Here is a 20,804-nt window from a genome sequence, read left to right as displayed (position 1 = left end):
CCAAACGGGCTTGGCCATGTCCCGGACGCCGTGACCTGGGTCACGGGCCAATTTTAGAAGAAAAGGCACGCCGCGACCACACCACCACACCGCACCACCCGGTGCTCGGCCGCGGCCACGTGCACCTCCTCAAGCTCAAGGTTGCGCACCCGAAACGCCTCGGCGACCTTCATCCGCACCGCCTCCTCCACCTCGGCCCGGGATCGCCCGGTGGCCTCCATGATCACCCCGAACCCGTTCTTGGCACGGCCCGCGGCCACCGCCGCGGCCAGCGTCTCCCCGGCCGTGCTGGACGTGCGGGCGGCGTAGACCACGAGCACGAACGCCCCTGGCGGGAGCTTGGGGACTGCCTTCTCCAGCACCACGTGGGGGGGCATGATGCTCGACACCTTGATCAGGTTGAGATCCCCGATCCCCGCCGCGAGCAGGGCGCCATCGAACGCGTTCAGCTCAGTAGCCCCCTCGGCCGCCCCGGACACAAGACACGCGTGGTTGATGGTTTCCCTGATCATGTCGTTGCCGCCTCCTCATCGTTGAAGATGTCTCCCGTGTAGCGTGGGTTCTCCACCCGCGCCGCCTCCACCAGCTCCACCCGGATCAAGGCCGACCGGTACCAGGGCTCGTCCCGCCCCGGGACCCGTTTCACCGGGAGCCGGTCCCAGGCGCGCATCGAGTCGATGTACGGCCAGTTCACGTACGTATGGAAATCGTCCACGACGTCGGTCAACACCCCTCCCGCGGCGAGGAGCTCCCGCTGGATGTCCCGCCACTTGGTGAGGGACGCCTCGTACCGGGTGAGCCCGAGGTACCCGGCGCACCCCGGCCCCCGTAGGGCGGCGAGGCCCCGCCCCGCGAACGCGAGGAACCCACGTAGGCTCTCGGTGGGGTCGCAGAAGAACGTGTCGAACCGGCCGCGCAGCTCCTCGGGCAAGGGTTCCCGTAGGTCGTGTTGGCGGGCATCGACGGCGAGCCCCTCGGCGCGGGCGGCCTCGGCGACGAAGTTCACGATCCGCGGGTCGATGTCCAGCACCACCACCCGTCGGGGGGCCCGGGTGAGGGCGACAGCGATGGATACAAGGTCGTCGTCCCCGAGCACCAGGAGGTCCTTCCCCGCGAGATCCCCCTTCGCCCACATGAACGCGACCCGGGCGATGGTGCTGTCCTCGGTCACGTAGCCCTGGTCGAATTCTTGGGATGCCTCCGGCCGGCCGCGGGCGATGCGATGGAACGCGGCCGCCACCTCCCGAAGGGGGCTTAGTTCCACCCCCCGTCCGCCGCAGCGGGGGCACTTGAGCTCCTGGGCCGCGGCGATGGCGAGCTTGCGACACGCCCGGTCCCCGGCCGGGGTCAGCCGGACGCGCCCATTCGCCCACGTTACCCAGCCGATCCCGGCCAGGGCGTGCAAGCCTTGGCAGGTGGCCATCATCGGCACCGGGGCCAGGTCCACGATCCGCCAGATGTCCTCCGAGGCCTGGAGCGCGGCGAGAATCCGCTCCAGGTCACGAGCGGTAACGGCAAGCCCGCTTTCGCGGCGTACCCGATCGGCCAGTTCGGCGAGCGTCATGTCCACGTTCTGATCTCCCTCTTCAGGCTGGAAGACACCGAACGAGGCCGAAAAGCGCTACACCACAAGGAGTTCCTCCTTAGGGAAGCCGGACAAGATCTCGCAGCCGTCGGCGTGCACCGCCACCAGGTCCTCGATGCGGATCCCGAACCGGCCGGGCAGGTACACGCCGGGCTCCACCGTGACCACATGGCCAGCTGCGAGGACGTCGTCCGAAGTTGGAGCCAGACGCGGCGCCTCGTGGACCTCCAGGCCGACCCCGTGGCCGAGGCCGTGGCCGAACCTGTCCCCGTACCCCCCGGCCTCGATCACTGCCCGGGCGGCCCGGTCCGCGTCTTGGCCGGACACCCCGGCCTGGACCGCCTCCAGCCCGGCCCGGTTGGCGGCGAGCACCAGGCGGTACAGGTCGCGCAGCTCCCGGCTGGCGTGTCCCAACGCCACGACCCGGGTGAGGTCGGAACAGTACCCGTCCAGGCGTACCCCGATGTCCAGGAGGACGATGTCTCCACCCTCGAGCCTTCGCTCCCCGGCCCGGTGGTGGGGCATCGCGCTCGCCGGCCCGCTGGCCACGATGAGGTCGAACGCGACGTCGTCGGCCCCATGACGGCGGTACCAGATCTCCAGGTCCAGGGCCACGTCCCGCTCGGTCAGGCCCGGCTTGAGCTGCCCGAGCGTCCATCGCAGGCCCTCATCGGTGAGGCGGGCGGCGGCGGCGATGCGCTCGATCTCCTCCGGGGACTTCACCCGGCGCAGCCCCTCCACGAGCCCGTTTGCGGGCACGAACTCCATGCCTTCCCCGAGCCGGCAAAGCTCCCGGTAGGTGTGCAAGCTCGTGCCGTAGGTGCCGATGCCGATCTTCCGGAGGTCAAGGGCGCTCAGGCGCTCGACGAGCCACGGGAGCCAGCGCCCCTTCGCCTCCTCCACCGGGAGCCCACGGACCTGGTGTTGTGCCTGCTCCGTGTACCGGGAGTCGGTGGCAAATACCGACTCCTTGGCGAGGATCAGGATGCCAGACGAGCCGGTGAACCCGGAAAGGTAGCGGAGGTTTGGGCCCTCCGAGCCCTCCAGATTGATGACCAGGAAGGCATCGAGCCCTCTTCCCCGTACCTCCTCCCAGAGACGTGCCCGTCGCCGTGCGTAGTCCATCCGACCTCCTTCACGACCGTAACCGCTGTACCTCGTGCACCGGCCCATTCTAGTCTGTGGGCGTTTGTGTTGTCAAAGTCCTGATCCCGTACGTATAATCCGGATCATCATGACCTTGGGCGAGGTGCGGCGGCGGGTGGAGGCGGCGCGGGCGGAGTGGGCGCGGGCGAGCGTCGAGGTGCGGGACCTCGCGGCGCTGGAGGCGCTGCGGGTGCGGTTCCTCGGGCGGAAAGGCGTGCTCACCCAGCTGTTCGACGGCCTGCGCGGCCTTCCCCCGGCGGAGCGGGCCGAGGCCGGCAAGCTCCTCAACGCGCTCAAGGCCGAGATCACCGCCGCTCTCGAGGCGCGCAAGGGGGAGCTTGCGGCCCGGGCGCTTGCCGAGCGAGCGGCTGCGGAACGGTACGACTTTACCCTGCCTGGGCGGTGGCGTCCCCTTGGCCATCTCCATCCCCTGACCCAGGTGCGGCGGGAGATCGAGGAGGTCTTCCTGCGCCTGGGGTTCGATGTGGCCACCGGGCCCGAGGTGGAGACGGACTACTACAACTTCGAGGCCCTGGCCATACCGGCAGACCATCCGGCCCGAGATGACTGGGATTCTTTCTACATCGACGATGCCCGTCTCCTCCGGACCCACACCTCGCCGGTGCAGATCCGGGTCATGAAGTCGAGGAAACCACCGGTGCGCATCATCTGTCCCGGCCGCTGCTACCGCCGGGACAACCCCGACGCCACCCACTTTCCGGTGTTCCACCAGGTGGAGCTCCTGTGGGTGGAGCAGGGCCTGACGATGGCCCACCTGAAGTGGGTGATCGGGGAGTTCGTGCGGGCGTTCTTCGGCCCCGGCTATGAGATGCGCATCTCCGCCGATTTCTTCCCGTTCACCGAGCCCTCGGCCCAGGTCCACATCCGCAAGCCTCCGGGGAAGTGGCTGGAGATCATGGGGGCGGGGATGGTGGACCCGGCGGTGCTCGTCGAGGTTGGGTACGACCCGGAGGAGGTCACTGGTTTCGCGTTCGGCCTGGGGGTGGAACGGATGGCGATGCTCCGCTACGGGGTGGACGACATCCGCCTCTTCTACCAGAACGACCTCCGGTTCTTATCGCAATTCTAGCTCGGGGCGCGGAAGGCGAGGCACGCGTTCTGGCCGCCGAACCCGAACGAGTTGGACAGGACCACCTTTGCGTTGGCCGGCCGCGGCGCCCCAGGAACGTAATCGAGATCACATTCGGGGTCGCGGGCCCGCCAGGTCACGGTGGCCGGAAGTAGTCCAGTGAGGAACGGGAAGATCGCCGCCGCCGCCTCCACCGCCCCCGCCGCCCCGAGGAGGTGCCCGATCTGGGATTTGGTGGAGCTCACCGGCACCTGGTACGCCCGCTCCCCGAGGAGGGCCTTGATCGCCACCGTCTCCGCCCGGTCGTTGAGCGGCGTCGAAGTCCCGTGGGCGTTGACGTAGTCCACCTCGTCCGGGGAGAGCCCGGCCGAGGCCACGGCTTCGGCCATCGCCTGCCGCGCCCCCTCCCCGTCCTCCGGAGGGGCGGTGATGTGGTACGCGTCTGAACTCTGGCCGAACCCGGCCATCTCCGCCAGGGGCTCCGCCCCCCGCTTCCGGGCATGGGCCTCCGACTCGAGGAGCAGGACCGCCGCCCCCTCCCCGAGCACGAACCCATCCCGCCGGGCGTCGAACGGCCGCGACGCCACCGCGGGATCGGGCGAGCGGGTAAGGGCTCCCATCCGGTCGAACGCCGCCAACACCAGGGGTAGGATCACCGCCTCTGCCCCCCCGGCCAGGGCCCAGTCCAAGGCCCCCTCGCGGATCCATCTCCACGCGATCCCCAGGGCGTGGGCCCCAGACGCGCACGCCGTGACCACCCCTAAGCTCGGGCCGCGGATCCCGACCTCGATGGACACCTCCGCTGCCGGGGCGTTGGGCATCATCACCGGCACCAGGAACGGCGACACCCGCTCCGCCCCCCGCTCCAGCATCGTGCGGTGGTTGTCCACCAGCGCCTCCAACGCCCCAATGGCGGTGCCGATGACCACCGCCCCGCGCCCGGTGTGTGGGGGCACGAACCGGCCGTCCTCCAGGGCCAGCCGGGCCGCGGCTACCGCCATCTGCGATACCCGGCCCATCCGCCGGGCACGCCGGGGGGACATGAACGCCAGCGGGTCGAACCCGTCCACCGGGGCGGCCACCTGGGCCCCGATCCCGGAGAGGTCCAGGTCTTGATCGATCCGGCGAATGGCAACCCGGCCCTCGGTGAGGCCTTGGAAGAACGCGTCCCGCCCCACCCCGAATGGGGTGACGAGCCCGAGCCCGGTCACCACCACCTTAGCCACGGGTCTCCGCTCGGTCGGCGAGCACGGTCACGCCCTCCCGGCTGACGTACAGCGTCCCGGCCTTGACGTGAAACGTGCGTGTTCCTTCGGTGGTGATCACCCGCACCGGGGAGTCCGAGAGCGTAAACGCGGCCGGGGCATGCCCGGGGAGCACCCCAAACCACCCTTCCGGGCTGCGGGCATACACACCCTCGGCCTTCCCAGAGAAGGCCACGCGCTCACAGGCAATGATCCGGCACTCCATGGATACGAGAATATAGCCGTGGAACGCGCCCTGCGCCAGGCGCGTTTCCCCAGGTAAGGGGGGCGCTAGCGGCGCAGTTGCGCCTCGCGGAATCCCCTTACCAGCGCCTCTCCCCTCTCCAAATCCGTTTCCTCCACGCGCAGCCGGGCCAGGGCGGGCAGGGGAAGGCGGGCGATCGCCCCCAGGGTGCGCCACACGCGGGGTGAGACGGCCTCGCCGCTGCCCCCGCACGGGCGGCATAGGAGCCCACCCCGCTCCGGGGACCAGGTCAGGCCATCTTGGGCCCCGCAGGACAGGCACCCATCGAGGTGGGGACGATGGCCGGCCACGGCCAGGAGCCGCAGCACGTAGCCCAGGGCCAGCACCCGCGGCGGGTGCCCTGCGTCCAGGGCGGCAAGAAACTCCACGGTCAGGCGGTGCACCCGTTCGTCCGGGGCCTCCGTGGGGATGAGCGCGAGCGCCCATTCGATCCCCCACAAGGCGGTGGTGGCCCGGTCAAGGTCGGAGCGGATGCCGGGGAAGGTGCGCACCAGCTCCACTTCCTTCAGGAGATGGAGCCCGGATCGGCGCCGGTAGTAAATGATCTTCACCACGTTGAGCACGTCTAGGGCCGCCCCCGCCGCTTGCTCCATGCGCCGCGCCCCCTTGGCGAGGAGGTCGAGGCGGCCATGGTTTGGGGTGAGGACGACCGCGATGCGGTCGGTCTCCGCGTGGTCCTGGGTGCGAAGGACGATCCCGTCAGCCCGAGCAAGCTGGGCCACCTCGATCACCTTGGCTCGTTCTCGGCGGACTCGCCCATTGCGGTGACCTTGGGCCGTGCTCCTCCGGCTGTTGCGTTCAGCGGCCGCGGGGTCAATCCGGTGCTCCAGCGAGGATCTGGACGCTTTTTGAGGCCCCGATCCGGTTTGCCCCGGCCTCGACCATGCGCACCGCCGTTTCGTAATCGCGGATCCCGCCGGCAGCTTTGACCCCCATCTTCTCCCCCACCGTCCGCCGCAGCAGGGCCACGTCCTCGACGGTGGCCCCACCAGGGCCGAACCCGGTGGACGTCTTCACGAAGTCCGCCCCCGCTGCTTTGGCCAGGATGGCCCCGGCCACCTTCTGGTCGTTCGAGAGGAAGCAGCACTCCAAAATGACCTTGAGCACCACCGGCCGCGGGGCCTTGGCGATCGCCTCCCGCACCGCGCGGATGTCGGCGATCACCCGCTGGTAGTCGCCGTCCTTGAGCGCGGCCACATCGATCACCATGTCCACCTCGTCGGCGCCGTCGTCCACCGCCGCCTTGGCCTCGAGCGCCTTGACCTCGGGCTTGTGCTGGCCGTGGGGGAACCCGATCGTGGTGCACACGTAGATCCCCTTGTCCCGCACGAGGCTCTTGGCCAGGGCCACATGGCCGGGCGTGACGCACACCGCATAGAACCGGTGGCGGATGGCCTCCTCGCACGCCCGCTCTACCGCCGCCCGGTTCGTCTCCGGCCCAAGCACGGTGTGATCGATCAGCCTCGCCAGCTCCGCTTTCCTCACGAGCGCCTCCTAGAGTTGCCAGGCCCAGCTGGCCACGGTGAACCGATGAAGCCGGGCCAGGTCCACCTCCACTCCCAACCCCGTCCCCTGGGGCACACGGATGAACCCCCGCTCCAAGTGGAACGGGGGGGCGGCGAGGTCCTGATGGTAGTAGCGGTCGGTGGCGGAGATGTCGTGGGGGAGGGTGAACCCCGGGAGCGCAGCCAGGGCCACGTTTAAGGCCCGGCCGACCCCGGTCTCCAGCATCCCGCCGCACCATAAGGGCACGCCCCGCCCCTGGGCGAGGTCATGGACCGCCAGGGCCGCGGAAAGCCCTCCCAGGCGGCCCTGTTTGACGTTGATGATCCGGCACGCTCCCATCTCGAGCGCCTCCCATGCTCGATGGGGTGAGCTCAGGGACTCGTCGAGGCAGATCGGGGTGGACAGGGTCCGGGCAAGCCGCGCGTGCCCCACCAGGTCGTCGTAAGGGAGCGGCTGCTCCACCATCAACAGGTCGAAACGATCCAGTTTCCGCAGGTGGTTCGCGTCATCCAAGGTGTAGGCGGCGTTGGCGTCCACGGACAGGGGCAGATCGGGAAACCGCTCCCGCACCGCGGCCACCGGCTCCACGTCCCACCCCGGCTTCACCTTGAGCTTCACCCGCTGGTAGCCTTGCTCGACGAACGCCGTGACCCGCTCCACCAGGGCCGGGATGTTCGGGTGGATGCCCACGCTCACCCCGGCCGGGACTTCGGTTCGCACGGCCCCGAGGACCTGGGCCAAGGGCTTTCCGGCGGCCTGGGCGTGGAGATCCCACAGCGCCGCCTCCAGGGCGGCCTTGGCCATGGGGTGCCCACGGATCGGGGCGAGGACGGCGGCAAGCTCCCGGGGGTGATCAAACGCCCGGCCCCGCATGAGGGGCAGGGCGAACTCCCCGATCACGTGCCGGGCCGTGTCCACTGTCTCCGCGGAGTACCATGGGCCGGCCCCGGCCACGCACTCCCCCCACCCGATGAGCCCGTCCGCGGTCATGGACACAAGAAGGACCCGCCGCACCCGTTCCTCCCCAAAGCTCGTCACAAAGGGCTGCACCAGGGGGAGCTCCACGAGATGCAGGGAGATGCGCTCCGGTCGGATCATGGCCGCTCCAGCACGTTGGGAAGAGGGCGCCGTTCCAGGACGAGAAAGCTCCGATCCCCTTCCCGGAAGAGAGCGGTGACGAGGTACCCCTCGTCGAGGTAGCTCGTCAGGGCCTGGCGGGCCTCCCGGCGCCACTGGCGGGCCAGGTCCAGGTCCGCCTTGCGCAGCGCCTGAAGGTCGGACGGGATCTCGAACAGGAGGTTCGGCGCGGTGAGGTCGGGACGGAACCCGAGCGGGGCCCGAACCCCCGACGGGAGGCGCTGGGTGCGGTTGATGGTCTCCACCTCCCCCAACGCCAGGTCGGGCCGCGTCTCCCGAGCGAGGTGGGTACGGACCCGGGGCGAGGCGAGGTGCCACTGGCACAGGAACCGATCGGTGGCCAGGCCCTGGTTGCGGGCATCGCGGAGCTCACCGAAGTAGTTGGGCAGGTACCGGGTGGCTACCCCGCCGAGCTTGTTCAGGTTGAAGTGGGCGTTGCGGGACTCCAACGGGTCGAACGTCCAGGTGATGAGATCGATTCCCTGCGCGAGGACATGCTCCCGTTGGGCGCACTTGAGGCGGTACCCCACGCCCCGGTCCTGCCAGCCTGGCCGCACCGCGGCCATCAGCGAATGATGACGAAGCCGCCGGTCCTCGGTCAGGCCGACCACGGACACCGTGAACCCTACCATCTCCCGCCCGGGACCGATCCCGTCGAACGCCCCCAGCAAGAGTCCCCCTGCCCCCACGACCATGTGCAAGAGATGGTCGGGGATCACCGCCACGTCGGGGAACCCCCACACCTCCTTCTGCAGGCCCTCGCAGGCCCGGTACCCCGGGCCATCGTGGACCGGCTCGATCACCACATCCGCGTTCCGCTCCATGGTTGTGGAAGTATAGCACGTTCCACGCTTCGTTCTGAAGGGCTTCACTCCCCGGTCAGGCGGGCGATCTCCGCCTCGTTCTCGGTCCACTTTGGTCGCACCGTGACGTGAAGGGATAGGAACACCTTGCGGCCGAGGAGGGCCTCGAGTTCCAGGCGGCTCAACCTTCCGATCTCCTTGAGCTTCGCTCCCCCGCTCCCGATGACGATCGCCTTCTGGGAATCCCGGGTCACGTAGATGGTGGCGTAGATGGACACCAGGGGAGGGTCCTCCCGCTCCTCGATCCGCTCCACCACCACCGCCGTGGAGTACGGGATCTCCTGATAGGTCAACTGGAAGATCTTCTCCCGAATAAGCTCCGCCACGGTAAACTCCAGGGGTCGGTCGGTGGCCGTGCCCTCGGGGAACAACGGCTCCCCCTCCGGGAGGTGATGGACGATCACGGCCAGGGCCCGATCAAGGCCCTTGCCCCGGGTAGAGGAGATGGGCACCAGGTCATCGAAGATGCCCAGCTTCTCGTAGGCGAGGAGGGTCTCGGGAAGGGCGTTGCCCCGGGCGAGGTCCATCTTGTTCACGAGCAAAACCTTGGCACAGGGGAGGGCCTTGATCCGAGGGAGGACGGTCTCGTCGTAGGCGTCCACCTCGCCGGTGGGCTCCACCATGTACGCCACCTCGTCCACCCCGGCCAGGGCCCGGAACGCCTCGCGCAGGAGGTGGGCGGAGAGCTTGTTCACCGGCTGGTGGAGGCCCGGGGTATCCACGAACACCACCTGGGCCTCGGGGGTGGTGTAGATGCAGCGGATCCGGTTGCGGGTGGTCTGGGGGCAATCGGACACGATGACCACCTTACGTCCCATGACGGCGTTGATGAACGTGGACTTGCCCACGTTGGCCTTGCCCACCACCGCCACCGTGCCCACCTTATAGCCCATGCGGTCCGATCCTCCCTCGCCGGACGGCGGCGCACACCGCCTGGATGGCGTCCCCCAGGTACTGGTCCTCCCCCGGCGGTGGGACCAGCTCGGCGAGGGCGGTGTACAGGGGCCGCGTGGCCGGGGACAGGCCGTCCACCCCGGCCAGGGCCACCGCCCACCGGGCGCATACCCCTTCCAGGGCTACCTGGGCCAGAACATTTTCGGCGATGCGCAGGGCCTTCCAGGCCGAGGTCGCCCCCATCGCGTTGTGGTCCTCCTTGCCCCCGGAGGTGGGGATCGAGTCCACCGCCGCCGGGTGGGCGAGGACCTTGTTCTCCGCGGTCAGGGCAGCGGCCGTGTACTGGAGGACCATCAACCCCGAACTGGGCCCGGGCTCCGGGGACAGGAACGGGGGCAGGCCGCGATCACGGGCGGTGAGGAGGAGATCCAGGCGCCGCTCGCAGGACGCGCCCAGCTCCGTGAGCGCCACCGCCAGCCACTCCCCGGCGAACGCCAGGATCTCCCCGTGGAAGTTGCCCCCGGACAGGGTCACCCCCGCCTCCTCCGGGAAGATGAGGGGGTTGTCGGTGGCCGCGTTCATCTCCACGCGGAGCTTCCCCTCCACCGCCCACAGCGCCTCCACCACCGGCCCCAGGAGCTGGGGCAGGCACCGCAGGGAATAGGGATCTTGGACGTCGTCTTGGTACGAGTTCACCAGAGCGCTCCCTTGGAGGAGCTCCCGCAGCCAGGCCGCCACCTGGACCTGGCCCGGGTGGGGGCGAAGGGCGTGGATCCGGGCGTCCAGGGGTTCGGTTCGTCCGCGGAGGGCCTGGAAGGTCAGGGCGGCGGTGGCCAGGCTCGCCTTGAGCGCGCGCCAGCCGTAGAGCCAGGCCAGAAACAGGAGGGACAGCATGTACGCGGTGCCGTTGAGCAGCGCGAGGCCTTCCTTGGGGGCGAGCTCAGCAAGCGGGGCCAGCCCGGCCCGACGCAGCGCCTCTCCCCCCGGGAGCTCCTCGCCCCGCCACCGGGCCCGGCCCTCCCCGAGGAGCACCAGGGCGAGGTGGGCCAGGGGCACCAGGTCCCCGGACGAGCCCACCGACCCCTGCTCCGGTACCACCGGATGCACCCCCGCGTTGAGCATCCCCACCAAGAGCGCCACGATCTCAGGCCGGACCCCGGACGCCCCCTGGAGAAAGGAGTTGGCCCGGAACAGGAGCATCCCCCGCACCGCCTCGTCCGGAAGCGGTCGGCCCACCCCGGCGGCATGGGAGCGGACGATGTTCACCTGCAGGCGGCCAAGATCCTCCACCGGGATGCGCACGGTGCTCAGCCCGCCGAACCCGGTGTTCACCCCGTACACCGGTTTCCCACGGGCGATCAAGGAGAGAAGGACGCGGCGAGCGGCGTCCACCTTGGCCAGGGCCGAACCTGCCACCGCTACCTGCTCCCCCTCGATGACCGCTTCCGCATCCGCTGGCGTCAGGTGTCCATCGAGCTCGATCACAGCGTCTCCAGTATAGCCGGGGGGATAAACGTGGGAAAGCCCTCGGCGATCGGATTCTTGAAGTTCGTATAATCCCTAAGGATGGATCTCCTCGTGTACGGGATCGGCGAGCTCGCCACCCCCACCGGCTCCGGCCCGCGGGCCGGACCGGCAATGGGGGAGCTCACGGTGTTGCGCGACGCCTGCGTCCTCATCCGAGAGGGCCGGGTGGCCGCGGTCGGGTCCGGCTCGTGGCCCCGGTTCCACGGGCCCCGTCTCGGTGTGGAGGGGAGGACGGTGACCCCCGGCCTGGTGGATCCCCACACCCACGCCGTGTTCGCCGGGTCGCGCCTCCCGGAGTTCCTGGTCCGGGCCCGCGGCGAGCGGTACACCGGGGAGGGGATCCTGACCACGGTCGCCGCGGTGCGGGAAGCGAGTGAGCTCGAGCTCGCCCAGCTCGCCCGGCCGCGGCTCCTCAGGATGCTCGCCTTGGGCGCCACCACGGTCGAGGTGAAGTCCGGCTACGGCCTTTCCACCGAGGACGAGCTCAAGATGCTGCGGGCCGTCCGGCGCCTCGGGGAGGAGCTCCCCCTGACCCTGGTGCCCACGTTCATGGGTGCCCACGCCTTCCCCCCGGACATGCCGCGGGAGGCCTACCTCCGGGGGGTGATGGAGGACATGATCCCCCGGGTGGCCGCACAGGGTCTCGCCCAGTTCTGCGATGTGTTCTGCGACCGCGGGTTCTACACGGTGGACGAGGCGAGGGCCATCCTCACCGCCGCCCGGGCGGCGGGGCTCGCGCTGAAGCTCCACGCGGACGAGCTGGCGCCCGTGGGGGCGGCGGAGCTGGCCGGAGAGCTTGCGGCGGCCTCGGCCGACCACCTGCTCCACGTGTCCCCGGCGGGGATCCGAGCCCTGGCCGCGGCCGGGGTGGTGGCGGTGCTCCTTCCGGCCACCGCGTTCGTCCTGGGCGAGCCCTATCCCCCGGCCCGGGACTTGCTCGCCGCCGGGGTCCCGGTGGCCCTGGGCACCGACTTCAACCCGGGGTCGTGTCCGGTGGCGTCCATGCCCCTGGTCATGGCGTTGAGCGTGCTGCGCCTGGGGATGTCCCCGGAGGAGACCTTGACCGCGGCCACCCTCAACGCCGCAGCCGCGCTGGGCCTGGCCGACCGCGTTGGATCGCTGGAGGTCGGAAAACACGGGGACCTCGTGGTCTGGGACGTGGAGAGCTTCGCGGAGATCCCGTACTGGATGGGACAAAACCTCGCCTGGGCGGTGGTGAAGGAGGGGAGGGTGTTCGTCTCCCCCTCACCCCGACCCTCTCCCGCGGGGGGAGAGGGGGAAGTGGAAAGCTGAGAAATGGAAAGGCTGAAAGTTCTCGCCTACGCTAAGCTGAACCTAGTCCTACGGGTGGTGGGCCGGCGGGCGGACGGCTACCACCTCCTCCAGTCCCTGATGGCGGCGGTGGACCTGGCGGACGAACTTGTGCTCGCGCATGGTGGCCAGGGCGTCGAGCTCTCTGCGCCGAAGGGCATCGGCCCGCCCGAGGGGAACCTGGCGTTCCGTGCGGCCCGGGCCCTCCTCGGCCACCGGGACGTTGGCGTGCGGATCGCCCTGCACAAGCGGATCCCTACCGGGGCGGGCCTCGGCGGGGGGAGCGCCGATGCCGCGGCGGTGCTCGCCGGGCTGAACGAGCTCCTGGGTCTCGGGCACTCCCCGGCGGAGCTCCAGGCAGTGGGGGCGCGCATCGGCGCCGATGTCCCGTTTTTCCTCGGTCCCAGCCCGGCTTGGGTGGAGGGGATCGGGGACCGGGTAACCCCGGTGGAGGTGGAGCTCCCCGGGGCGTTCGTCATCGTCGTCCCCCGGTTCGGCTGTCCCACTGCCGAGGTGTACCGGACGTTCGATGCCCTCGGGCTCCCGTTTGCCCCCCCCGCGCCGCCGAAGGAGCTTGACGCGTTCCCAAACGACCTGTGGCCGGCGGCGACGCGCCTCAGACCGGAGCTCGTTCGCCTCCGCGCGGCGTTGGCAGAGATCTCCAGCCGTGGCGTGGGCATGACCGGGTCCGGGTCGGCCCTGTTCGTCGCGTTCCCGTCCCGGGAGGAGGCGCACGCGGCGCGGGAGGAGGTGGAGGCCAAGGTGGACGGAACCCTGTTCGTTGCGGCTCCGGTGCCCCGGGGGTACAACATTCAGCGATGAGGATCGCCATCGACGGGCCGGCGGCGGCCGGGAAGACCACGATCGCCCGGCGGCTGGCGGCGGAGCTGGGGTTTCTCTTCGTGCCCACCGGGGCCATGTACCGGGCGGCGGCCCTCGCCCGCCGCCGCGGCTTGTCCCTCGAGGCCACGGACATCGCCGTGGCCGCGGATGGGCGGATCCTGCTCGACGGGGAGGACGTGACCGACTTCCTCGGGAGTCCGGAGCTGGACGACCTTTCGTCCCAGGTGGCGGTGGACGGCCGCGTCCGGCGGCGTCTCGTGGCCATCCAGCGCCGCATCGCCGAAGGGCAGGACGTGGTCATGGAGGGGCGGGACATCGGCACGGTGGTGCTGCCGGACGCGGAGCTCAAGGTCTATCTCTGGGCCACGCCGGAAGAACGGGCCCGGCGGCGGATGCGGGACCAGGGCGGGGAATTCGCGGACGTGCTGGCGGCCATCCGCCGCCGGGATGAGCGGGATTCCACCCGGGCCGACTCCCCCCTCCGCCCGGCCCCGGACGCCGTGGTGATCGACACCACCGACAAGTCCCCGGACCAGGTGCTGGCCGTGGTCCGAAGGCTCGTGGAGGAACGCCGTGCGCACGTGGGTCGCTGATCGGGTGCGGGATGTGCTGTATGGGCTTTTGGTGCTCATCGCGTGGCCGGTGGTGGTCGGGCTGTTCCGCCTTTCGGTGCGCGGGCGGCGCAACCTGCGGGCGCGGGGGATCCTCGTCGCCCCCCACCGTTCGTATTGGGACATCGCCATCCTGTGCGTGGCCTGTGGTCCGTTCCGCCGGATCACGTTCATCGCCCGGCGGGGGCTCCTGCGCAACCCCCTGTTCGCCCCGTTCGTGTGGGGGTTCGCTACCGTGATCGACCGGGAGGCATTCGGCCGGGACGACTTTCGTCGGGCCCTGCATTCCGCGCATCGGGCGCGGCTCCTGGGGATGTTCCCCGAGGGGACGACCCGCCCCGGGGCGCGGCCCAAGCCGGGCGCCATCCGGTTCGCCGAGCTCCTGGGCCGGCCGCTCATCCCGGTGAACATCGTCCCCCGGGGGCCGTACCCACCTCGTTACCCGTTTGGCTTTCCGCGGATCGAGGCCCGCATCGGCCTCCCCATCACCGTCCACGAGTTGGCCGGTGATCTTCCCCCTGACCTGCCCCGGCCGGAACGCCATCGCCTCCTCGCCGACCGGTTGATGGCCCATATCCAGGCGCTGTGATTTGAGCGGCCGCTCGGGCCGGGATATGATCGCATAGTTTACCCAGCCGGGGTTCGCTATCGGAGCGTATGGTTCGCGGGCCCGAAAACGGGGAAACCTAAACGAGGTGGTTGAAAATGGCGGAGTGGATCAAGATGGAGGACGCGCTCGATGAGAGCGACGTGCGGCTCTTCAGCCGTGGCGATACGGTGCGGGGGCGGGTGGTGCAGGAGACCGAGGGCGAGGTCTTAGTGGACATTGGCTACAAATCCGAGGCCTTGTTGCCCAAGCGGGAGATCGCCCCCTGCCGGGAGGCGATGCGGCCAGGGGAGGAGATCGAGGTCCTCATCACCTACATTGATGAGGAAAACGGGACTGTCTACATCTCCGAGCGCCAGGCCTACTTCGCCAAGCGCTACGCGGAGCTGGAGAAGGCGTACCGCGCGGGCGCGTCGGTCAAGGGCACCATCTACGAGGAGGTGGCGGGGGCTGGGTATCAGGTGAGCTTGGGGGGAATTCGTGCGTTTCTGCCTGCATCCCACTTGGGCAAGGGCGTGTCCACCAAGTTCGAACGCCTCAAAGGCAAGGATTTCGAGTTCAAGATCATCGAGTTCTCTCGGCGGAACCGAAACATCGTCGTCTCCCGCCGGGAGTTCCTGAAACAGCTCGAGGAGAAGGAGAAGGACGAGCTGTTCGCCTCCCTGACCCCGGGCAAAGTGGTGGAGGGCACGGTCAAGAGCGTGGTCGAATTCGGTGTGTTCGTCGACGTGGGCGGCCACGATGGCCTTGTCCATCGCACCGAGATCTGCTGGAAGGACATCCCCGTCCCCCCTCCGGACAAGTTCAAGCCCGGGCAGAAGATTCAGGTGATGGTCCTGGAAGCCGATCGGGAGGAGGAGCGCATTTCCTTGTCCATCAAGCGATTGCGGCCCGACCCGTGGGAGGGGATCGCCGCCCGCTATCCGGCGGGGGCGAAGGTCACAGGCAAGGTGGTGTCGGTCACCGACTTCGGGGCGTTTGTGGAGCTGGAAGAGGACGTGGAGGGCCTGGTGCACATCTCCGAGCTCTCCTGGACCACCCCCAAGCACCCCAAGGAGGTGGTGGCCGAGGGCGACGTGGTGGAGGTCGTGGTCCTGTCCGTGGACGAGGAGCGCAAACGGATCAGCCTTTCCCTGCGGCGGGCCCTCCCCGACCCATGGGAGGACGTGGAGCACCGCTACCCACGGGGAGCGCTGGTGGAGGGCAAGGTCACCAACACCACCGATTTCGGGGCGTTCGTGGAGCTGGAGGAGGGGATAGAAGGCCTGATCCACATCTCCGAGCTCTCCTGGCAGCGGGTGGCCCATCCCCAGGAGGTCCTCCAGCCCGGGCAGACGGTGCGGGCGATCGTGCTCAAGGTGGACCAGGCGGAGCGGAGGATCAGCCTGTCCCTGCGGGCCCTCCAGCAGGACCCGTGGGAGGAGTTCCTCGAGCAATACTCGGTGGGGTCCATCGTGTCCGGCCCGGTGACCCAGATCAAGGACTTCGGCGCGTTTGTGCGCATCACCCCGGCGGTGGAGGGGCTGGTGCACGTGTCGGAGATCTCCGAGGAGCGCATCGCCAGCCCGTCCGAGGTGCTGCGGCTGGGCCAAGAGATCACGGCCAAGATCATCGGCATCAACGAGGCCAAGCGGCAGGTGCGGCTATCGATCAAGAAGCTCTCGGAAGACATTGCCGAGGCGGAGAAGGACCGGTTTCTGTCCGGTCAGCTGGGGCGGGAGACGATCACCCTGCGGGAGCGCCTGAAGGGCCTGGCCGCGGAGGCGGCGGAGGAAGGGGGGTAGCGTCCTCCACCAAGACCACGGCCACGGCAAGCGCGGCCGTGTGCGAGATCGTGAGGGGATAGTCGCGGCCCCGCCAACGCAGGCGGGGCCGTCCGTTTTCCCTGACAACTTCCATCTCTCGGAACGGGACGGGATGATCCATGGCCTTGCGGAATGCCTCCTTGGCCGCGAACCGAGCCGCCAAGCGCTGGAAGCGAAGGGAGGGGCGGGCGGCCAGGGCGTAGGCGAGCTCGCGCGGCGTGAACAGGTGCTCCAGGGCCCGCTCCCCCCGCCGGAGGAAAAGGTCCCGGATCCGCGCCACCTCCACCAGGTCGACCCCTACCTGGGCCATGGCACGATCCGCGCCCGCTCCGCGGCGACGATCGCCTCCACCCGGGCCACGGCGGCGGCGAGATCGTCGTTGACCACCAGGTAGTGAAACGCCGGGATGAGCTTGACCTCCTCGTCGGCGATGGCCAGGCGGGCCTGGAGGGTGTCGGGGGACTCCGTGCCCCGGGCCCGGATGCGGCGGATGAGCTCGTCCCGGGTCGGGGGGACCATGAACACCAGCACCACCGGATGGGGAAGGCCAGCGTTGAGGATGGCTAGTGCCCCCCGCACCTCTACGTTGAGCACCACGTCCTGCCCGGCGGCGAGGCGATCCACCACCTCGCTCCGCGGGGTGCCGTAGCGGTGGCCTTGGTAGGTGGTCCACTCCAGGAGCTTCCCCTCAGCGACCAGCCGGTCGAACGCGGCCTCGGACACGAAGTAGTAGTCGCGGCCGTCCACCTCGTCCGCCCGGTTGGGGCGAGTGGTGGCGGACACGGAGAACGCGAGCTTGGGATCGCGTCGGAGGAGCTCGGCGATCACCGAGGACTTCCCGGCTCCCGACGGGCCGGTGATCACGAACGCGATCCCCCGTTCCCCCTGCACGCCCCATCCGCGAGGAAGAAAGTCGTTCATTCCACGTTCCTCGCCTGCTGCCGGATCCGTTCCACGGCAAGGTGCATCTCCAGGGCCACCTGGGAGAGGCCGGCAGAGCGGGCCTTGGCCGCGAGCGTGGTCGCCTCCCGTCCGATCTCCTGGGCGAGGAACTCCAGCTCCCGCCCCACCGGCCGATCGAGGTCCAAAAGTTCGCTCAGCCGCCGGAGGTGGGCCTGGAGGCGGTCGAGCTCCTCGCGCACGTCGCTCCGCTCCGCCCACAGGACGAGCTCGGTCGCCACCCGCGTTGGGTCGGCCTCCACCTTGAGCTGCGCGAGCCGCTGGCGCAGCCGGTCCTCGGCCTCGCGCAGGCTTTCCGCGGCCAGGCGTTGGGCGTCCTCGGTCAGGCGGTGGAGGAGACCGGCCTCCCGGGCCAGGGCGGCCCGGAGGTGCTCCCCTTCCTCGGCCCGGGCGGCGTGCACGGCGTGGATGGCCTGGTCGAGCGCCGCCGCCAGCGCCGGCCACAGCTCCTCTTCGTGCGGGGGCCGCTCCTGGAAGGCGCCGAGCTGGAGCAGGTGGTCCAAACGCGGCGGGTCCGCGAGGCCCAGTTCCTCCCCAAGGCGGGTGAGGTCGGCCAGGTACCGCCGGGCTGCGGCGAGCTCCAGGTGTTTGGGTCGGGCCTCCCCCTGGTGTTCCCACTTCACATAGAGTTCCAGCGCCCCGCGGGCGAACTGGTCCCGCAGGCGCTCCTCGCAGCGCTGGACGAGGAGGGGGAGGTCCGCGAGGCCCCGCACCCGCACCTCGAGGAAACGATGGTTCAGGCTGCGCAGGTCCACCTGGACAGCGTAGCCGTTCTGCGTCGCCTGGGCGCGGCCGAACCCGGTCATGCTACGCAACGTCGTCCACCCGTTGGAACAGCACCGCCGCGTACCCCACCACCTGGTCCAGGTGTCCGGCGACCTCGCCCGAGGTCCGGTAGGCGAGGAGCTTGGTCCCGAGGAGGCCGAGCTCCCGGCAGGCGGCGAGGAGGAGGGCGATCGCTCCCACCCCGCAGATCGTGATGCGCTGGCGGGCCACCTCGTCCAGGAACCCGGCGAGGTCCAGGTTCAGGATGTGGGTGAGCGCCCGACGGTCCTTCTTGCGGGCCACCTCGTCCGGCTCGTAGTGGGTGAAGTCGGTGGACGCGATCAGGGCCACCGGCCGCCCGGCCAGGGCCTGGGCCAGCCCCGTCCCGGCAGCGCGGGCCTGAGCCAGGTCCAGGTACTGGACCACCACCGGGACAAGGGGCACCGCCCCGAACAGGTGCTGCAGGAACGGGAGCTGCACCTCCACCGAGTGCTCGTCGTGGAAGGGGAGGTCGGTCCGGTCAGCCCCGGTGCCATCGGCGATCGCCCCGGCGAGCTCCTCCTCTACCGGGACCGTCCCGAGCGGGGTCTCCCACGTCCCGGGCCCTCCGACGGCGATCGCTCCCCCGAGGCCGGTGTGGTTGGTGCCCAGGATGACCACCGCTTCCGGCCGGCCAAGCCGCCACAGGGCGCTGAACCCGGTCGCGGCCACCGATCCGGAGTAGCGGTACCCGGCGTGAGGGAGGATCAGCCCCACCGGGCCGGTGAGGCCCTCCCCCGGCGGGCCCAACGCCTCCCGCGGGCCATGGAAGCAGGCCTCGATCTCCGCCGTAAGCCGCGGAGGATCGGCAGGATAGAACGTCCCGGCCGCGCACGCCCAACGCCACCCCATCACCGCATTGTACCAAGGGTGCAAATGGGAACGCAAAGCTTGATCCCATGCCGGGGGAGGGCTAGAATCGAACGCCCCTGGGAGATCGGCTAACGGTAGGCCGGCAGGCTCTGGACCTGCTAGTGGGGGTTCGAATCCCTCTCTCCCAGCCACCGCTCCAATTCCTTCTCCAGGGGAACAAGCACCTGAGCCGCCTTTTTCTTTGCTTCCAGGGCAAGGTCCCGACGGACTCCGGCGATGCCGCGCAGGTGATCGTGATCCTCGATGTAGAGGGCGTTGGCGTCCACGTTGTCCAGGGCGGCAGAGCACGCTGCCCACGCCAGCCGGGCTGCGGCGGCGAGGTCGCTCTGGGCGCTCTTCGGGCACGCCGCGGCCACTTCCCCGACCAGGGACAGAACGTCCACGGCCCTTCCCGCCGTGCCCAGGGGCACAGCGGCCGCTTGCTTGAGGGCGGTTTGCACCGCGGCGCGGCGCCGTTCCTGTTCTTCTGAGGTCCCGCGCGGCAGGCGCAACGCGGCAGCCACGGCGCCGTAGGCGGCCACGTCGGCATCGGCCAGGTCCAGGAACCCCGCCACCAGTGCCCTCGCCCGCTCTTGGAGCGTGGCCAACGCGGTGGAGGCCACGGGGTCCTTGGCCCGACGGTGGGCGAGGCCGATCACCATCTGGGCCAGGGCCGCGGCCAGCGCCCCGCTCAGGGCCGCCGCCGCCCCCCCGCCCGGGGTGGGATCGCTCGACCCCAACGCCACTAGGAATTCCTCCACCCGTATCGCCCTGAGGGAACGCTCCGTCATTCGCGGGTGCTCCTTTCCCGTGCTGCCGCCCGAGCCGCGCGCACGGTGTGGGCGAGCAGCAGGGCCACCGTGACCGGCCCTACCCCGCCCGGGACCGGGGTGACCGCGTCGGCCACCGCCCGCACCCCGGCGAAGTCCACGTCCCCGGTTACCCCGTCCGAGGCGGCGTTGATCCCGATGTCGATCACCGTAGCCCCTGGCTTGACCATGTCCGCGGTGATCAGCCGTGGTCGCCCCGCGGCCACGCACAGCAGATCCGCCCGGCGTGTGGTCGTGGTGAGGTCCGCTGTAGCGCGCCGGCATAAGGTGACGGGGGTTGCGCCCTCCCGGAGGAGCAGGACGGCCAGGGGCAGGCCGACCCGCCCGGCGCCGACCACCACCGCCTCGCGGCCGGAGACCTCGATCCCGTAGGCGAGGAGGATCTCCATCGCCGCCTCGGCCGTGGCGGGGAGGAACACGTCGTCGCGGGCCTGGAGATCGTGGTAGGTGGCTCTCCCTGCCCCGCCGGCGAGGAGGGCCCCCAAGTTCTCGGGGTGGACCCCGTCCACGTCCTTCTCCGGGGGCACGGCCAACGCCAACGAGAGCGGATCCGGGCTAGGCGGCAGGGGCTCGAGGAGGAGCACCCCATGCACGTGCGCGGCGGCGCTGCACTCCCGGATCGCCTCTAGCCCATGCTCCGGCGAGGCATTCGGGGGGAGCTCCACCTCCACCACCGCGATCCCCACCTTGCCCGCCGTCCGGCGGATGGAGCCCGCGTACGCGGCCGCCGCTTTGTCCCTGCCGCTCCGCACCACGGCCAGGGTGGGCGTCACCCCGTGGGCCCGCAGCCCGGCCATGTCGCGGACGATCCGGGCCCGGATGGCCTCGGCCACGGATACCCCGGACAGGACCCGCGCCCCGTGTTCCATCGACCTTGTGTTCATCGTCCCCCTGACTATACACTGCTCGGGCGGATTGGAGGTG

Annotated in this window: 23 protein-coding genes and 1 tRNA gene; 7 read left to right on the top strand and 17 right to left on the bottom strand. The window is 70.1% G+C overall.

Translation table 11 applies throughout. From position 1 onward, the window contains the following. Positions 1 to 53 precede the first annotated feature (53 nt). Genes NUV94_04105 through NUV94_04095 form a run of 3 tightly spaced genes read right to left on the bottom strand, consistent with a single transcriptional unit; the run spans position 54 to position 2,710 of the window. Positions 54 to 512 carry an arginine decarboxylase, pyruvoyl-dependent gene (locus tag NUV94_04105; GenBank protein ID MCR4391967.1) on the bottom strand — a complete coding sequence of 153 codons (459 nt, stop codon included), beginning with the start codon at positions 510 to 512 and terminating at the stop codon, positions 54 to 56. Beyond that, positions 509 to 1,564, bottom strand: a complete 1,056-nt coding sequence (locus tag NUV94_04100) for a bis-aminopropyl spermidine synthase family protein (GenBank protein ID MCR4391966.1) — start codon at positions 1,562 to 1,564, stop codon at positions 509 to 511. Before NUV94_04100 ends, NUV94_04105 begins: the two co-directional genes overlap by 4 nt. Positions 1,565 to 1,621: 57 nt before the next feature. Next, positions 1,622 to 2,710, bottom strand: coding sequence for a Xaa-Pro peptidase family protein (locus NUV94_04095; GenBank protein MCR4391965.1), 1,089 nt, complete (start codon positions 2,708 to 2,710; stop codon positions 1,622 to 1,624). 109 nt (positions 2,711 to 2,819) lie between these two features. Between NUV94_04095 and pheS the strand changes: the two genes are divergently transcribed. Then, positions 2,820 to 3,821, top strand: a complete 1,002-nt coding sequence (gene pheS / locus NUV94_04090; protein MCR4391964.1) for a phenylalanine--tRNA ligase subunit alpha — start codon at positions 2,820 to 2,822, stop codon at positions 3,819 to 3,821. On the opposite strand, the gene fabF is transcribed toward pheS, so the two are convergent. From fabF to hutH, 8 genes are all read right to left on the bottom strand, one after another. Continuing rightward, positions 3,818 to 5,047: a beta-ketoacyl-ACP synthase II gene (gene fabF / locus NUV94_04085; protein ID MCR4391963.1), complete on the bottom strand. Its 1,230-nt coding sequence runs from the start codon at positions 5,045 to 5,047 to the stop codon at positions 3,818 to 3,820. The genes pheS and fabF overlap by 4 nt on opposite strands. Beyond that, positions 5,040 to 5,291: a F0F1 ATP synthase subunit epsilon gene (gene atpC, locus NUV94_04080; protein MCR4391962.1), complete on the bottom strand. Its 252-nt coding sequence runs from the start codon at positions 5,289 to 5,291 to the stop codon at positions 5,040 to 5,042. The genes fabF and atpC overlap by 8 nt, the downstream gene beginning before the upstream one ends. Positions 5,292 to 5,356: 65 nt before the next feature. Further along, the gene (gene recO, locus NUV94_04075) at positions 5,357 to 6,061 is read right to left on the bottom strand and encodes a DNA repair protein RecO (protein MCR4391961.1); all 705 of its coding nucleotides are present in this window, start codon (positions 6,059 to 6,061) and stop codon (positions 5,357 to 5,359) included. A gap of 82 nt (positions 6,062 to 6,143) precedes the next feature. After that, positions 6,144 to 6,815 carry a deoxyribose-phosphate aldolase gene (deoC, locus tag NUV94_04070; GenBank protein ID MCR4391960.1) on the bottom strand — a complete coding sequence of 224 codons (672 nt, stop codon included), beginning with the start codon at positions 6,813 to 6,815 and terminating at the stop codon, positions 6,144 to 6,146. Between the two features lie 9 nt (positions 6,816 to 6,824). Then, complete coding sequence (menC, locus tag NUV94_04065; GenBank protein ID MCR4391959.1) at positions 6,825 to 7,931, bottom strand: o-succinylbenzoate synthase; 1,107 nt, start codon at positions 7,929 to 7,931, stop codon at positions 6,825 to 6,827. Next, positions 7,931 to 8,797, bottom strand: a complete 867-nt coding sequence (locus NUV94_04060) for a hypothetical protein (protein ID MCR4391958.1) — start codon at positions 8,795 to 8,797, stop codon at positions 7,931 to 7,933. The genes menC and NUV94_04060 overlap by 1 nt, the downstream gene beginning before the upstream one ends. Before the next feature lie 44 nt (positions 8,798 to 8,841). Beyond that, positions 8,842 to 9,729 (bottom strand): GTPase Era, encoded by an 888-nt coding sequence (era, locus tag NUV94_04055; GenBank protein ID MCR4391957.1) that lies wholly within the window; start codon positions 9,727 to 9,729, stop codon positions 8,842 to 8,844. After that, the gene (hutH, locus tag NUV94_04050) at positions 9,719 to 11,215 is read right to left on the bottom strand and encodes a histidine ammonia-lyase (protein ID MCR4391956.1); all 1,497 of its coding nucleotides are present in this window, start codon (positions 11,213 to 11,215) and stop codon (positions 9,719 to 9,721) included. Before hutH ends, era begins: the two co-directional genes overlap by 11 nt. A gap of 81 nt (positions 11,216 to 11,296) precedes the next feature. Between hutH and hutI the strand changes: the two genes are divergently transcribed. The 5 genes from hutI to NUV94_04025 all read left to right on the top strand — a co-directional run bounded on the left by hutI (position 11,297) and on the right by NUV94_04025 (position 16,413). Continuing rightward, positions 11,297 to 12,550 carry an imidazolonepropionase gene (hutI, locus tag NUV94_04045; GenBank protein ID MCR4391955.1) on the top strand — a complete coding sequence of 418 codons (1,254 nt, stop codon included), beginning with the start codon at positions 11,297 to 11,299 and terminating at the stop codon, positions 12,548 to 12,550. A 3-nt stretch (positions 12,551 to 12,553) separates the two neighbouring features. Next, complete coding sequence (gene ispE, locus NUV94_04040; protein ID MCR4391954.1) at positions 12,554 to 13,390, top strand: 4-(cytidine 5'-diphospho)-2-C-methyl-D-erythritol kinase; 837 nt, start codon at positions 12,554 to 12,556, stop codon at positions 13,388 to 13,390. Then, entirely contained in the window at positions 13,387 to 14,004 is a 618-nt protein-coding gene (cmk, locus tag NUV94_04035) for a (d)CMP kinase (protein ID MCR4391953.1), read from the top strand. The genes ispE and cmk overlap by 4 nt, the downstream gene beginning before the upstream one ends. Continuing rightward, positions 13,985 to 14,611, top strand: coding sequence for a 1-acyl-sn-glycerol-3-phosphate acyltransferase (locus tag NUV94_04030; protein MCR4391952.1), 627 nt, complete (start codon positions 13,985 to 13,987; stop codon positions 14,609 to 14,611). The genes cmk and NUV94_04030 overlap by 20 nt, the downstream gene beginning before the upstream one ends. A gap of 116 nt (positions 14,612 to 14,727) precedes the next feature. Beyond that, positions 14,728 to 16,413, top strand: coding sequence for a 30S ribosomal protein S1 (locus tag NUV94_04025; GenBank protein ID MCR4391951.1), 1,686 nt, complete (start codon positions 14,728 to 14,730; stop codon positions 16,411 to 16,413). Here NUV94_04025 and NUV94_04020 read toward each other — a convergent pair. The 4 genes from NUV94_04020 to amrB are packed head-to-tail and all read right to left on the bottom strand — an operon-like array spanning position 16,355 to position 19,050. Continuing rightward, complete coding sequence (locus NUV94_04020) at positions 16,355 to 16,744, bottom strand: 4'-phosphopantetheinyl transferase superfamily protein (GenBank protein ID MCR4391950.1); 390 nt, start codon at positions 16,742 to 16,744, stop codon at positions 16,355 to 16,357. The genes NUV94_04025 and NUV94_04020 overlap by 59 nt on opposite strands. After that, a complete protein-coding gene (gene gmk / locus NUV94_04015) occupies positions 16,732 to 17,355 on the bottom strand; it encodes a guanylate kinase (GenBank protein ID MCR4391949.1) in 624 nt (207 codons plus the stop codon). The genes NUV94_04020 and gmk overlap by 13 nt, the downstream gene beginning before the upstream one ends. Next, the gene (locus NUV94_04010; protein ID MCR4391948.1) at positions 17,352 to 18,200 is read right to left on the bottom strand and encodes a YicC family protein; all 849 of its coding nucleotides are present in this window, start codon (positions 18,198 to 18,200) and stop codon (positions 17,352 to 17,354) included. Before NUV94_04010 ends, gmk begins: the two co-directional genes overlap by 4 nt. A gap of 1 nt (position 18,201) precedes the next feature. Then, the gene (gene amrB / locus NUV94_04005; protein ID MCR4391947.1) at positions 18,202 to 19,050 is read right to left on the bottom strand and encodes an AmmeMemoRadiSam system protein B; all 849 of its coding nucleotides are present in this window, start codon (positions 19,048 to 19,050) and stop codon (positions 18,202 to 18,204) included. 78 nt (positions 19,051 to 19,128) lie between these two features. Here amrB and NUV94_04000 point away from each other — a divergent pair. Beyond that, a tRNA-Gln gene (locus NUV94_04000) sits at positions 19,129 to 19,202 on the top strand. On the opposite strand, the gene NUV94_03995 is transcribed toward NUV94_04000, so the two are convergent. Together NUV94_03995 and NUV94_03990 are read right to left on the bottom strand one after the other, a co-directional pair. Continuing rightward, on the bottom strand, positions 19,170 to 19,841 hold the full coding sequence (locus NUV94_03995; GenBank protein MCR4391946.1) for a cyclodeaminase/cyclohydrolase family protein: 672 nt from the start codon (positions 19,839 to 19,841) through the stop codon (positions 19,170 to 19,172). The genes NUV94_04000 and NUV94_03995 overlap by 33 nt on opposite strands. Beyond that, a complete protein-coding gene (locus tag NUV94_03990) occupies positions 19,838 to 20,764 on the bottom strand; it encodes a bifunctional 5,10-methylenetetrahydrofolate dehydrogenase/5,10-methenyltetrahydrofolate cyclohydrolase (protein ID MCR4391945.1) in 927 nt (308 codons plus the stop codon). The genes NUV94_03995 and NUV94_03990 overlap by 4 nt, the downstream gene beginning before the upstream one ends. Positions 20,765 to 20,804: the final 40 nt, after the last annotated feature.

It is taken from the genome of Candidatus Acetothermia bacterium, assembly GCA_024653305.1.
Taxonomy (GTDB): domain Bacteria; phylum Bipolaricaulota; class Bipolaricaulia; order Bipolaricaulales; family Bipolaricaulaceae; genus JACIWI01.
Note: the sequence above shows the minus strand (reverse complement) of the source record. Positions and strands in the feature narration are given on the sequence as shown.